At 59.5% G+C, this 13,087-nt stretch carries 11 protein-coding genes; 6 read left to right on the top strand and 5 right to left on the bottom strand.

Annotated features, from left to right (window positions below; translation table 11 throughout):
- Positions 1-6: 6 nt before the first annotated feature.
- From CFE47_RS19870 to CFE47_RS19855, 4 genes are all read left to right on the top strand, one after another.
- Positions 7-660: an ABC transporter permease gene (locus CFE47_RS19870; protein WP_016971596.1), complete on the top strand. Its 654-nt coding sequence runs from the start codon at positions 7-9 to the stop codon at positions 658-660.
- Entirely contained in the window at positions 657-1,814 is a 1,158-nt protein-coding gene (locus tag CFE47_RS19865; RefSeq protein WP_003171711.1) for an osmoprotectant ABC transporter ATP-binding protein OsmV, read from the top strand. Before CFE47_RS19870 ends, CFE47_RS19865 begins: the two co-directional genes overlap by 4 nt.
- 172 nt (positions 1,815-1,986) lie before the next feature.
- Positions 1,987-2,364 (top strand): hypothetical protein, encoded by a 378-nt coding sequence (locus CFE47_RS19860; RefSeq protein ID WP_286839688.1) that lies wholly within the window; start codon positions 1,987-1,989, stop codon positions 2,362-2,364.
- Between the two features lie 406 nt (positions 2,365-2,770).
- On the top strand, positions 2,771-3,934 hold the full coding sequence (locus CFE47_RS19855; RefSeq protein WP_016986476.1) for a type III PLP-dependent enzyme: 1,164 nt from the start codon (positions 2,771-2,773) through the stop codon (positions 3,932-3,934).
- A 74-nt stretch (positions 3,935-4,008) separates the two neighbouring features.
- Here the strand turns inward: CFE47_RS19855 and CFE47_RS19850 are convergent, their stop codons facing one another.
- The 4 genes from CFE47_RS19850 to CFE47_RS19835 form a co-directional block, all read right to left on the bottom strand.
- Positions 4,009-4,410, bottom strand: coding sequence for a type II toxin-antitoxin system HicB family antitoxin (locus CFE47_RS19850; protein ID WP_286839685.1), 402 nt, complete (start codon positions 4,408-4,410; stop codon positions 4,009-4,011).
- A 55-nt stretch (positions 4,411-4,465) separates the two neighbouring features.
- Entirely contained in the window at positions 4,466-4,648 is a 183-nt protein-coding gene (locus CFE47_RS19845; protein ID WP_286839683.1) for a type II toxin-antitoxin system HicA family toxin, read from the bottom strand.
- Between the two features lie 175 nt (positions 4,649-4,823).
- Entirely contained in the window at positions 4,824-5,588 is a 765-nt protein-coding gene (locus CFE47_RS19840) for a tetratricopeptide repeat protein (protein ID WP_286839681.1), read from the bottom strand.
- 1 nt (position 5,589) lies between these two features.
- The gene (locus CFE47_RS19835; protein ID WP_286839679.1) at positions 5,590-6,270 is read right to left on the bottom strand and encodes a Fe2+-dependent dioxygenase; all 681 of its coding nucleotides are present in this window, start codon (positions 6,268-6,270) and stop codon (positions 5,590-5,592) included.
- Between the two features lie 209 nt (positions 6,271-6,479).
- Between CFE47_RS19835 and CFE47_RS19830 the strand changes: the two genes are divergently transcribed.
- Both CFE47_RS19830 and CFE47_RS19825 read left to right on the top strand, forming a co-directional pair.
- The gene (locus CFE47_RS19830) at positions 6,480-8,765 is read left to right on the top strand and encodes a TonB-dependent receptor (protein WP_286839677.1); all 2,286 of its coding nucleotides are present in this window, start codon (positions 6,480-6,482) and stop codon (positions 8,763-8,765) included.
- Between the two features lie 135 nt (positions 8,766-8,900).
- Positions 8,901-11,426, top strand: a complete 2,526-nt coding sequence (locus CFE47_RS19825) for a PepSY domain-containing protein (RefSeq protein WP_286839674.1) — start codon at positions 8,901-8,903, stop codon at positions 11,424-11,426.
- Between the two features lie 74 nt (positions 11,427-11,500).
- Here CFE47_RS19825 and CFE47_RS19820 read toward each other — a convergent pair whose 3' ends face one another.
- Positions 11,501-13,042 carry an alkaline phosphatase D family protein gene (locus CFE47_RS19820; RefSeq protein ID WP_286839671.1) on the bottom strand — a complete coding sequence of 514 codons (1,542 nt, stop codon included), beginning with the start codon at positions 13,040-13,042 and terminating at the stop codon, positions 11,501-11,503.
- Positions 13,043-13,087 lie beyond the last annotated feature (45 nt).

Raw genomic sequence — 13,087 nt, 5'->3', positions numbered from 1 at the left:
GAAGACATGGAATTTTTGAACGCCTTTTCCCATCTTGATTGGGCCCAAGTCCTGCACCTGACCGGGCAGCACATCACCCTGGTCGGCATCGCCGTGATCCTTGCGATCCTGATTGGCGTGCCCCTGGGCATCCTGATGACCCGCTTCCCAACGTTGGCCGGCCCGCTACAAGCCAGCGCCACGGTGCTGCTGACCGTGCCGTCCATCGCCTTGTTCGGCCTGCTGCTGCCGTTCTACTCCAAATTCGGCCAGGGCCTAGGGCCAATGCCGGCGATTACCGCCGTGTTCCTCTACTCCCTCTTGCCGATCATGCGTAACACCTACCTGGCCCTGACCGGCGTAGAACCCGGTATTCGCGAGGCCGCACGCGGCATCGGCATGACCTTCGGCCAGCGCCTGCGCATGGTCGAGTTGCCCATCGCCGTGCCGGTGATCCTCGCCGGTGTACGCACCGCCGTGGTGATGAATATTGGTGTGATGACCATCGCCGCCACCATCGGCGCCGGTGGCCTGGGTGTACTTATTCTGGCTTCCATCAGCCGCAGCGACATGTCGATGCTGATCGTCGGCGCCGTGTTGGTCAGTCTCCTGGCCATCTTCGCCGACCTGCTTTTGCAATGGCTGCAACGCTCGCTGACTCCAAAAGGATTGCTCAAATGATCGAACTTCAAAACCTGTCCAAGACCTTCCAAAGCAACGGCAAGACTGTCACCGCCGTGAACGATGTAAGCCTGACCGTCAACGAAGGCGAAATTTGCGTATTCCTCGGCCCATCGGGTTGCGGCAAGAGCACCACGCTGAAAATGATCAACCGCCTGATCAAACCGACCTCGGGCAAGATTTTGATCAACGGCGAAGACACCACCGACCTGGATGAAGTGACCCTGCGTCGCAACATCGGCTATGTGATCCAGCAGATCGGCCTGTTCCCCAACATGACCATCGAGGAAAACATCGTGGTCGTGCCGAAACTGCTCGGCTGGGACAAACAGAAATGCCACGACCGCGCCCGCGAGTTGATGAGCATGATCAAGCTGGAACCCAAGCAGTACCTGCATCGCTACCCGCGTGAACTGTCGGGCGGCCAGCAACAGCGTATCGGTGTGATCCGTGCGTTGGCGGCCGACGCGCCGTTGCTGTTGATGGATGAGCCGTTCGGCGCGGTCGACCCGATCAACCGCGAAATGATCCAGAACGAGTTCTTCGAGATGCAACGCGCGCTGAACAAGACCGTGATCATGGTCAGCCACGACATCGACGAAGCCATCAAGTTGGGCGACAAGATCGCCATCTTCCGTGCTGGCAAGCTGCTGCAGATCGACCACCCAGACACGCTACTGGCGCACCCAGCCGACGAATTCGTCAGCAACTTCGTGGGCCAGGACAGCACCCTCAAGCGCCTGCTGCTGGTGAAGGCCGAGGATGCGGCGGACAACGCGCCGTCGGTGAGCCCGGAAACCCCGGTGGCCGATGCGCTGGAACTGATGGACGAACATGACCGCCGCTATGTGGTGGTGACCTGCGCCGAGAATAAGGCGCTGGGTTACGTACGACGTCGCGACTTGCACCGTCAGACCGGCACCTGCGGCCAGTACCTGCGTGAGTTCAACGCCACGGCGGCGTATGACGAGCATTTGCGCATCCTGCTGTCGCGCATGTACGAGTTCAACCGTTCGTGGTTGCCGGTGATGGACGCGGAGCGGGTGTTCCTCGGGGAAGTCACTCAGGAGTCGATTGCGGAGTATCTGAGTTCTGGCAAGTCTCGTGGAGGCAAGACCAGTATCGTGTCGCCAGCCGAGACGGCGTTGGCGTGAATCACGGGGCGTTCCAAGGCATTGTGCTGCGGGACGCTCACGCTCTATCGAAACGGCTTCATATAGCCATCGAATCTTGAAGACTGTTAACGTTCACAGGTTCCACGACCGTTCGAATGCCTTTAACTGACTGCGGTAGCTATTTACCTCACCCTCTTTAAAGGAGCATTCCATGAGCCTTCCCTATCCAGAACCTCCCCGCGAAAACGCACCGGACCTGGAGTCGACCGACCAAGCCGTGAAAATATGGATCAGTGCAATCACTAACCCGATCACGCCGGTTAGAGGTGCGACAGTCGAAAGATTTCCGATCGCAGATTTGCTGGATGCGCAAAACAATGTGGTTAAAAGCGGTGGTACCTTCACCCTCGTCAGCCCGCTGCCAAAACCGCCAAATGTCACCGTCCAGACTCAACCGGGAACGGCGATGAATGGGTACGTCAAAGTGGAAAATGTGCAGGCCAATATCACCGTCGTCTGCCGGTTTACGCCCCACTCTCCCTACTCCCACCTGACGGGAACCTACACGCTGAACATTCAGCCTCGTTGAGTACGCGTCATCTGTCGTGGTGACCTGCCTGGCCCCTCAATCGGACCTTCGAGTGGGCCAACTTTTCCAGCCAATTCTCCCCATCCGGGGAACATCAATCCGTCACACCTGTCGGTTACATAAGTAACTGCACGGGTCCTCGCGACGAACGCGTGCAAAAACGCGACATTTTTAGTTGATCTCAAGCCCCTCACGCCCTAAAGTTCGCGCCGAACGTCCATGCTGGAAACGATCCATCCGGCTCAAGTACTGACGACGAGACAGCAAGGCCAAGGGAAGCGGTAGATCCCATGGCCTTTTTGCTTTCGGCGACATGCCTTGGGAAGTAGGCGAACCAAAGTGGGGATACGGAGGACGTTCATTTGCACCCATTGACTAAAACAGTTTGCCCTTAGGAGTTCCCAGCATGTCGATCCAGGTCGAAGATTATTTCGCGCGCGCCACTTTTGACAAAATGAAGGCGTTCGCCGACAAGCAAGAAACCCCGTTCGTGGTGATCGACACCGCAATGATCAGCCAGGCCTACGATGACCTGCGCGCCGGTTTCGAATTCGCCAAGGTCTATTACGCGGTCAAGGCCAACCCGGCGGTCGAGATCATCGACCTGCTCAAAGAGAAAGGTTCGAGCTTCGACATCGCCTCGATCTACGAGCTGGACAAGGTGATGGACCGTGGTGTCAGCGCCGACCGCATCAGCTACGGCAACACCATCAAGAAATCCAAGGACATCCGTTACTTCTACGAGAAAGGCGTGCGCCTGTTCTCCACCGACTCCGAAGCCGACCTGCGCAACATCGCCAAGGCCGCGCCGGGTTCGAAAGTGTATGTACGTATCCTCACCGAAGGCTCGACCACGGCTGACTGGCCTCTGTCGCGCAAATTCGGCTGCCAGACCGACATGGCCATGGACCTGCTGATCCTGGCCCGTGACCTGGGCCTGGTGCCGTACGGCATCTCGTTCCACGTTGGCTCGCAACAGCGCGACATCAGCGTATGGGACGCAGCGATCGCCAAGGTCAAAGTGATCTTCGAGCGCTTGAAAGAAGAAGACGGCATCCACCTCAAGCTGATCAACATGGGCGGCGGCTTCCCGGCCAACTACATCACCCGTACCAACAGCCTGGAAACCTACGCCGAAGAAATCATCCGCTTCCTCAAGGAAGACTTCGGCGACGACCTGCCGGAAATCATCCTGGAACCGGGCCGTTCGCTGATCGCCAACGCCGGTATCCTGGTCAGCGAAGTGGTATTGGTAGCACGTAAATCCCGCACCGCCGTCGAGCGTTGGGTATACACGGATGTGGGCAAATTCTCCGGTCTGATCGAAACCATGGACGAAGCCATCAAGTTCCCGATCTGGACCGAGAAGAAAGGCGAGATGGAAGAAGTGGTTATCGCCGGTCCTACCTGCGACAGCGCCGACATCATGTACGAAAACTACAAGTACGGCCTGCCGCTGAACCTGGCGATCGGTGATCGTTTGTACTGGTTGTCGACGGGTGCGTACACCACCAGCTACAGCGCGGTTGAGTTCAATGGATTTCCGCCGTTGAAGTCGTTTTACGTGTAAGAGCAGCGGTTAGTTTTTAGCTGCAAGGTGCAAGAAGAAGCCCATGACGTGTCATGGGCTTCTTTGTTTTTGCATTACGCAGATAGCTCGCGCAATGCCGCAGTCGCCAAAAAGCCTGACCGCGATGTGTAGCGATGATCCTTTTGTACGCGCTCATCGATGCGCTGCAACAAGTGTTCCGGCAAAGAGGCGTTGAAGCGCACTGACTTACCTAAGTAGGGTGTGAGATCAAAGTCCACGATCGCCCATACCCCCCCCGAAAAATCAGGGTTATCCAGATGAGCATCGACTTCCTGCGCTTGGGGAAGCTGCTCCTGATCGGCAACCAATCCTTCCAGATGCAACGAAAGCGCCTCACGGATGTTGTCCAATGCCTCGGAAAAGGTCCCACCTGCCGAGAAGCAGCCCGGCACATCGGGGACAGTCACGCTGTAATCCGAGTCAGCGTCTTTGTGTACCACCACTGGAAATTTCATTGTTCCTCCTTTGGACGTGCCACTGGGACCCCATCCAATTCATCAAGCGGGGTCGTCACTTGATACCTGCTGATTTGAAAATGCTATGCAGCGTGCCCTTGGCGATCTCTGACTTTGGATGAGGAACGGTAACTCGCCCCTGCTTCACCGGATGCTTGAATTGATGATGACTGCCCTTCACCGCCACTTCAAACCACCCATCCGCTACCAACCGCTCTATCACCTCTCGACTTCTCATCGCTCCACCCTCTAGTGTGTATATTACACACCGCCGAATGGCAATGGTTTTTACACACAAGACACACCCATAAAAAAGCCCGCTTAACCTTCAAGCGGGCTTGTGTGGCGCGATAATGACTAAGCACGAATTGCTTTCGCCAGAGAACTAATGTCAGTTTTTGTGCCCAATCCTGTCAGAGGGTAATGGCTTCAGAAAGGCTTATGGCGCGCTGTTGATAGGCATCGGCCATCGCCCGAACCTGCGGATCATTCGCCGCGGCCAACGCCTTATACGCCGTACGCAGGAACTTCAAATTCCCTCCCACCAACGCCTTGCGCAACCACCCAAGCGCCACGTCGACCCGGCCTTTGTCCGCCAGTACTGCGGCATAGCTGAACTGCCCGCGAAAATCCCCGCCTTCGGCTGAACGTCGATACCAATCTACGGCCGCCTCCAAGTCCCGTTGGCAGAACCGGCCGTCTTCCAGATAACGCCCCACCAGGTTCATCGACTTGGCGTGGCCTTGTTCAGCGGCCAAGCGATAAAAGGTCAAGGCTTGCGGTTGGTCTTCTGCAACACCGCGCCCAGTGGCAAGCAGATTGGCGTAGTTGTACTGCGACCAATCCAACCCCGCCTCAGCCGCCACGCGGTATTCCCGTGCAGCCGCCGCCTCATCGGTGGCGCAACCCCAGCCATGCTCCAGGCACCGCCCCGCCATATTGCGTGCCATCAGGTGCCCGCTTTGAGCCGCGATCTGGAACCAGCGCAGTGCCAAGGCTTCATCCCGTGCAATGCCACGGCCTTCCAGCAGGATTTGCCCGAGCAGCGCCTGGGCGTCGACCACGCCCTCCTTCGCCGCCATCAAGATCGCCTGGGCAGCGCGCACCGGGGACTCATCCAGCATGCTTTGCAACTGCTCGACGTTGAGCACTTCTTCACGACGCAGCAAAAAGCCCATGTCAGACCTCAGCCCAGCGGCGCAGCAGGTTGTGGTAAGTGCCGGTGAGCTGGATCAACGCCGGGTGGTCGGGCACGTCGGCGGTCAATTGCTGGATCGCACCGTCCATTTCGAACAGCAGGGTACGCTGGCTGTCTTCGCGTACCAGGCTTTGGGTCCAGAAAAATGAGGCATAGCGTGCGCCACGGGTCACGGCGTTGACTTTGTGCAGGCTGGAGCCGGGGTACAGCACCATGTCGCCGGCGGGCAACTTGACCCGCTGCAGGCCGAAAGTGTCCTGGATCTCCAGTTCGCCGCCGTCGTATTCATCGGGGTCGCTGAAGAACAGGGTGGACGACAGGTCGGTACGCACCCGCTCAAAGCTGCCCCGTGCCTGGCGCACGGCGTTGTCGATGTGGAAATCGAAACTGCCACCGGCGGTGTAGCAATTGAACAGCGGCGGGAAGACCTTGTTCGGTAACGCCGCTGACATAAACAGCGGATTTTTCCACAACCGTTCGAGCATCGCTGCGCCGATTTCCTTGGCCAGTGGGTGGCCTTCGGGCAATTGCAGGTTGTGCTTGGCTTTCGCGGATTGGTGCCCGGCGGTGATTTTGCCGTCGGCCCATTCGGTGGTTTCCAGCGCTTGGCGAATGCGCTGCACTTCCTCACGAGAGAACAGGCCGGGAATATGCAGCAGCATGGGGCGATACCACCTGAATTCAGAGAGGTGCCAATGGTATTGATTCTTATCAAGCCTGTAAAACATCGTGGACGGATGAGATCGTAAAAACCGTAAGCTGAAAGTGTAAAGAATGTAAATTCAATGCAATTAGCAATGTATCGCAATTGATATGAATACTTGTTCACCCTATATTCCGCGGCCTCACATCCTTGGGGAAAGGACACGTCATGTCGCGCACTTCAATAAAAACACCTGCCAGTTCACCACGCATGCTGGCTTCGGCCATCGGCGTTGCTCTCACTGCAAGCTCTGCTGCCCAACTGGCGCAAGCGGCTGAAGACACCGAACAAAAAGGCGAGCGCAACAGCATTTCTCTGGGCGCCACCAGCATCACCGGCCAGGAACAGGACAACACGTCCTACCAGGTGGAAAAAGCCTCGTCGCAGAAGTACACCGCGCCGCTGGTCGACACGCCGCGCTCGGTCACTGTGGTGCCGCAGCAGGTTCTCAAGGACACCGCCGCCACCTCGTTGCAAGATGCCTTGCGCACCGTACCGGGGATCACGTTCGGCGCCGGCGAAGGCGGCAACCCACAGGGCGACCGTCCGTTCATCCGTGGTTTTGACGCTCAGGGCGACACGTACCTGGACGGCGTGCGCGACACCGGCGGCCAGAGCCGCGAGATCTTCGACATCGAGTCCATCGAAGTCAGCAAAGGCCCGAACTCTTCTTTCGGCGGCCGTGGTTCAGCCGGTGGCAGCATCAACCTGGTGAGCAAGACTCCACAAGCGCGGGACTTCACCAACGGCGGCTTTACCTATGGCTCCGACCAGACCCGCCGCTACGTGCTCGACGTGAACCGTCAGTTCCTCGACGACAGCGCTGCGTTCCGCTTGAACCTGATGAGCCACGAACAGAACGTCGCCGGCCGTGACGCAGTCAACTACGACCGTTGGGGCGTGGCCCCGTCGCTGACCTTTGGCCTGGGCACCCCGACCCGCGTCAACCTCAGCTACTACCACATGGAAAGTAACGATCTGCCGGATTCGGGGATTCCTTACGGCTATGGCTCGTCGACCGCGACTGCACACGTGCATGACAAACCCAACGATGGCGGTGACAGCAACAACTTCTACGGCCTCAAGAGCCGCGACTTCCGCAAGACCCGCGCCGACATCAGCACCCTTTCCGTCGAGCACGACTTGAACGACAACATGACGCTGAAAAACACCCTGCGTCATGGCAGCACCGGCCAGGACTACATCCTCACTCAGCCGGATGACAGCAAGCTCAACGTCAACAAATACGGCACGGTGTGGCGTCGTGCCAACTCCCGCGTATCGACCACCACCACGACCACCAACCAGACCGATCTGTTTGGCAGTTTCCAGGCGCTGGGTTTCAAGCACAGCTATTCCACTGGACTGGAATTTACCGGTGAAGAGACTCGCGCCAGCAGCTATAACGTCAGCCCGAATGCCAACCCAAACTGCACCGTGGTCAAAGGCAGCCTTGGCGGCCAGTGCACATCCCTGAGCAACCCGAACCCGGATGATGCCTGGACGGGCAGCATCGCCCGGAACTACTACGGCACCACCACCAAGGCCACCAGCCGCGGCGCGTATGTGTTCGACACCATTGAGCTGGACCCGAAATGGCTGCTCAACGTCGGCCTGCGCTATGACACCTTCGACACGGTTGCCAACACTGATTCCGCCACCAGCCGCACCAAAATCAAAGAGGACAGCCAGTTCTTCAACTGGCAGGCCGGCCTCGTCTGGAAACCGCTGGAAAACGGTAGCATCTACGCGTCCTACGCAACCTCCGCAACGCCACCCGGCGGCTTGGTCGGTGAAGGCTCGGACGGTAACCCACTGTCAGCGGGCTCGGCCACCAGCGACCTGCAGCCAGAAGAAACCGTCAACTACGAGCTCGGCACGAAGTGGGACCTGTTCCACGACCGCTTGTCCCTGACCGCTGCTGTGTTCCGTACCGAAAAGAAAAACACCCGCATCCTGGTAAGCGACATGACCTACCAAAACGCCGGTGAATCCCGAGTCGACGGAGTGGAGTTGTCCGCCAGCGGCAAGATCACCGATCAATGGCAGGTATTTGCGGGCTACAGCCACCTCAACAGTGAGCTCGTCAACGCGGGGCTCAATGGCCGTAACGGCAATGTCGGCGTGGGTTCAAGCAAGGGCAATCAGATGCCGAATACGCCGAAGAACACCTTCAGCCTGTGGACCACCTACGACATCACCTCCAAGCTCACCGTCGGTGGCGGCGCGTTCTACGTCGATGAAGTCTATGGTGATGCTGGCAATCTCGTGTATGTGCCGTCCTACACACGTTACGACGCCATGGCTAGCTACAAGTTGACCAAGAACGTCGACCTGCAATTGAACGTACAAAACCTGACTGACAAGGTTTATTACGACAAGGCCTTCTCGACGCACTTCGCCAACCAGGCGGCCGGTCGTACGGCCCTGCTGTCCACCAACTTCCACTTCTAAAAGCGGACAGCAAACAGCAAAAGCCCCACGCATCGGATGCGTGGGGCTTTTGCGTGTAAAACAGAATATTTCTCGATAACTCACGGCATAATGCGCGCCGTGGCATTCACATCCAGATAGACGAGGCGGTCAGACGTGTTGAAGAAAACCCTGTTCCAGTTGCACTGGTTCTTCGGCATTACCGCCGGGCTGGTGCTGGCCTTGATGGGGATCACCGGGGCTGCGGTCTCGTTTCAGGATGAGATTCTGCGGGCACTCAACCCCACGGTACTCAGCGTCGAAAAACGCGAAGCCGGCGTGCTGCCACCCGCCGAACTGGTGCGCAAACTGGAAGCCACCGAAGGCAAGACCGTGTCCATGCTCTGGGTAGAAAGCGAAAGCGGCAACGCCGCGCGCGTGTTCTTCACCCCGCCGCCCGGCGAGCGCCGTGGCCAGATGCGCTACTTCGACCCCTACACGGGCGACTACATGGGCGACGCCGTCGGCCAGGATGTGTTCGGTTTTATCCTGCAACTGCACCGCTTCCTCGCCATGGGCGAAACCGGGCGCAACATCACCGGCGCTTGCACGCTGATCCTGGTGTTCTTCTGCCTCTCCGGCTTGTACCTGCGCTGGCCGCGCCAGGTGGCGAGCTGGCGCGCCTGGTTGGCAGTGGACTGGCGCAAAAAGGGCCGCAGCTTCAACTGGGATTTGCACTCCGTATTCGGCACCTGGTGCTTGCTGGCCTACCTGTTGGCGGCGCTCACCGGCTTGACCTGGTCCTATGACTGGTACAGCCAGGGCGTGACCAAACTGCTCTCCGACGCCCCGCAAAATGAACGCATGCGCAAACGCGGCCCGCCACCGGCCGGTCCGGCGCCCGTGGCCAACTACGACGCTATGTGGAGCAGCATCTACAGCAACGCTGGCCCCGGCTTGAGCGCCTACAACATCCGCATGCCAGCCGTCGCCGGCCAACCGGCCACCGTCTATTACCTGTTGAAAGATTCGCCCCACGACCGTGCGCTGAACCAAATCAACCTGGACCCGGCCACCGGCGAGGTGAAATCCCACGCCCAGTACGCCAGCAAAAGCTTCAAGGCGCAGTTGCTGACCAGCATCTACGCACTGCACACCGGCAGTTATTTTGGTTTGGCGGGACGCATCATCCTCACCGTCAGCTCCCTGCTGATGCCACTGTTCTTCATCACCGGCTGGCTGCTGTACCTGGACCGACGCCGCAAAAAACGTCAGGTCCGCGATGCGCGTAAAGGTCTTGGCGCCAACCACAGCGATGCTCCGGCGTGGCTGATCGGTTTTGCCAGCCAGAGCGGTTTTGCCGAGCAACTGGCCTGGCAGACCGCCGGCCAATTACAGGCCGCCGGGTTGCCGGTGAAGGTGCAGGCACTGGGCAGCGTCAGCCAGGACGACCTGCGCCAATCGCACAATGCGCTGTTTGTGGTCAGCACCTTCGGCGACGGTGAAGCCCCCGACAGCGCACGTGGTTTCGAGCGCAGCGTGCTTGGCCAGGACCTGTCCCTCAAGGGTCTGAACTACTCGGTGCTGGCGTTGGGTGATCGTCAATACGAACACTTCTGCGGCTTTGCCCGCCGCCTGCATTTCTGGTTGACCAACCAGGGCGGCAACCCGCTGTTCGCCCCGATTGAAGTGGACAGCGGCGACAGCGCCGCCCTGCTGCACTGGCAACAACAACTCGGCCAGCTCACCGGTCACGCCCCTACGGCTGCATGGCCGACGGCCCAGTACGAAAACTGGACGCTGACCCAGCGTACCCTGCTCAACCGCGACAGCAGCGGCTCCGACGTCTACTTGCTGGGCCTGACAGCGACCTCGCCCCAGACCTGGCAAGCCGGCGACCTGGTGGAAGTGCTGCCACGCAATTGCCCCTGGGCCATCGAGCACTTCCTCGAAGGGTTGGGTTTGGCCAACAGCGAGGGTGTGCTGATCGACGGCATGGCGCACACCCTTGACCAGGCCCTGGCTACCCGCCAGTTGCCGACTCATCGTGCACACCTGGTCGGCCTGCATGCCCAGGCGCTGGTGGACGCACTCGTACCCTTGGGCATGCGCGAATACTCCATTGCCTCGATTGCCAGCGACGGCGTGCTGGAGTTGATCGTGCGCCAGGAACGCCACCCCGACGGCAGCCTGGGCTTGGGCTCAGGCTGGCTCACCGAATACGCCGCCATCGGCTCCGCTATCAGCCTGCGCTTGCGCCGCAACAGTGGTTTCCATCTGCCGGAGGCACCCGTGCCGCTGATCCTGCTGGGCAACGGCACGGGACTCGCCGGCCTGCGCAGCCTGCTCAAAGCCCGCGTCGCCGATGGCCAGCAACGCAACTGGCTGCTGTTCGGCGAGCGCAATATCGCCCACGACTTCCTCTGCCAGGACGAACTGCAAGGCTGGTTGGCCAGCGGGGATCTGGCACTGTTGGACCTGGCGTTCTCCCGCGACCAGGACGAAAAAATCTACGTGCAGGACCGCCTGCGCGAGTCGGCGGATGTGCTGCGTAAGTGGCTGGCTGACGGCGCTGCGATTTATGTGTGCGGCAGCTTGCAGGGGATGGCCGCTGGGGTGGACAAGGCGTTGGTGGATATTTTGGGCAGTGAGGCGGTGGAGCGACTTATCGAACAAGGCCGCTACCGCCGGGATGTGTACTGATCCTCCATAGCCAATGGATATCAAAATGTGGGAGCTGGCTTGCCAGCTCCCACAGGTTTTAACTGCATTCCAAATCAGGTGGGTTGGAGTTTTTGCTGGAACACTGACACCCCATCCAGGTCCCGCAGAATCACGGTCAACTCCGCCGTTTGCCCATCAATCTGCACCTCGCCAAAAAACTGAAAGCCGGCAAGCGGCGAGGTGTTTTGTGCAGGCGGAGCCTTCTCGAACACCACCTCTGGCCCAAACGTCTTATCCAGCGCATTCGGGCCAAAGCTCCCCGCGTTCAAAGGCCCGGCCACAAACTCCCAGAACGGCTCAAAGTCCTGAAACGCCGCCCGATCCGGGTGATAGTGATGCGCTGCGCAGTAATGCACATCCGCCGTCAGCCACACGTGGTTGCGTACCTTATGCGCTCGCAGGAAGCCCAACAGTTCGGCAACTTCCAACTCACGGCCTTGCGGTGCCCCCGGATCATTATTGGCGATGGCCTCCCAGCGCGGCACACCAGGGCTCACCTCGCCATCGGGCACGCCAAGGCCGATTGGCATATCAGCGGCAATCACTTTCCACTGTGCCTGGGAGCCCTTGAGTTCACGCTTGAGCCACTCCAGTTGCTCACGCCCGAGGAAGGGTTTTTCGCCGCCCAGGTTGTCATCGTTGGGCCCGCGATAGCTGCGCATATCCAGCACAAATACATCCAGCAGCGGGCCGTAGCTGAGTTTGCGGTAAATGCGTCCACCACCGTCGGCGGCCTGGCGACGCATCGGTGAATATTCCAGCCAGGCCTGACGTGCACGGCCCACCAAGGTGTTGATGTCCTTGGTCTGGTAACGCTCATCGAGCTGCTTGCTCGGCGACCAGTTATTCACCACTTCGTGGTCGTCCCACTGCCAGATCTGCGGCACCTCGGCATTGAAGCGGCGCACGTTTTCATCCAGCAAGTTGTAGCGGTAATTGCCGCGATATTCGTCGAGGGTTTCAGCGACTTTGCTCTTGGCTTCGGTGGTGATGTTGCGCCAGATGCGACCGTCCTCAACCGTGAGTTGCGCGGGCACCGGGCCGTCGGCGTAGATGGTGTCGCCGCTGTGGATAAAGAAGTCTGGCAAGCGCAGGCGCATGGCTTCGTAGATGCGCATGCCGCCGATGTCCGGGTTGATGCCGAAGCCTTGGCCGACGGTGTCGCCGCTCCACACAAAACGGATATCGCGACGCTGTTGCGGCACGCTGCGTAGGTGGCCAAACCAGGGCTCGCTGGCGACGCCGGTCTGCGCGTCTTCAAAATGCACGCGGTAGAAGATCGCCTGGTCGGCGGGCAAGCCGGTGAGTTCGACGCGGGCAGTGAAGTCGCTGCGGTTGTCGGCCAGAGGCGAGACGAATTTGCGCGGGTTACTGAACACGCTGCGGGTGTCCCACTCCACCACCATCCGTGCCGGGCGGTCGCTGCGGCTCCAGATCATGGCGCGGTCGCCGAGCAGGTCACCGGACTGCACACCGTCGGTGAGTTGCGGGCGGTCCTTGACCGAGGCGATGACCGCCGGGGCCAGGCCTGGCAGCAATAGCCCGGCGCCAACGGCTTGCATCACACGGCGACGGCCGAGATCGAAGTGGCTCATGCGGGTGCCCTCTTGAGAATCAAAAGGGAGACTTAAGCACGCGGG

Origin of the sequence: Pseudomonas sp. PGPPP1 (genome assembly GCF_002255865.1) — a bacterium.
In the GTDB taxonomy this organism is placed as follows: Bacteria; Pseudomonadota; Gammaproteobacteria; order Pseudomonadales; family Pseudomonadaceae; genus Aquipseudomonas; species Aquipseudomonas cremoris.
Note: the sequence above shows the minus strand (reverse complement) of the source record. Positions and strands in the feature narration are given on the sequence as shown.

Bases quoted from the DNA above. Each gene is read 5' to 3' on its own strand.
- CFE47_RS19870 (WP_016971596.1), top strand. From the start codon at position 7: ATGGAATTTTTGAACGCCTTTTCCCATCTTGATTGGGCCCAAGTCCTG.
- CFE47_RS19865 (WP_003171711.1), top strand. From the start codon at position 657: ATGATCGAACTTCAAAACCTGTCCAAGACCTTCCAAAGCAACGGCAAG.
- CFE47_RS19860 (WP_286839688.1), top strand. From the start codon at position 1,987: ATGAGCCTTCCCTATCCAGAACCTCCCCGCGAAAACGCACCGGACCTG.
- CFE47_RS19855 (WP_016986476.1), top strand. From the start codon at position 2,771: ATGTCGATCCAGGTCGAAGATTATTTCGCGCGCGCCACTTTTGACAAA.
- CFE47_RS19850 (WP_286839685.1), bottom strand. From the start codon at position 4,410: ATGAAATTTCCAGTGGTGGTACACAAAGACGCTGACTCGGATTACAGC.
- CFE47_RS19845 (WP_286839683.1), bottom strand. From the start codon at position 4,648: ATGAGAAGTCGAGAGGTGATAGAGCGGTTGGTAGCGGATGGGTGGTTT.
- CFE47_RS19840 (WP_286839681.1), bottom strand. From the start codon at position 5,588: ATGGGCTTTTTGCTGCGTCGTGAAGAAGTGCTCAACGTCGAGCAGTTG.
- CFE47_RS19835 (WP_286839679.1), bottom strand. From the start codon at position 6,270: ATGCTGCTGCATATTCCCGGCCTGTTCTCTCGTGAGGAAGTGCAGCGC.
- CFE47_RS19830 (WP_286839677.1), top strand. From the start codon at position 6,480: ATGTCGCGCACTTCAATAAAAACACCTGCCAGTTCACCACGCATGCTG.
- CFE47_RS19820 (WP_286839671.1), bottom strand. From the start codon at position 13,042: ATGAGCCACTTCGATCTCGGCCGTCGCCGTGTGATGCAAGCCGTTGGC.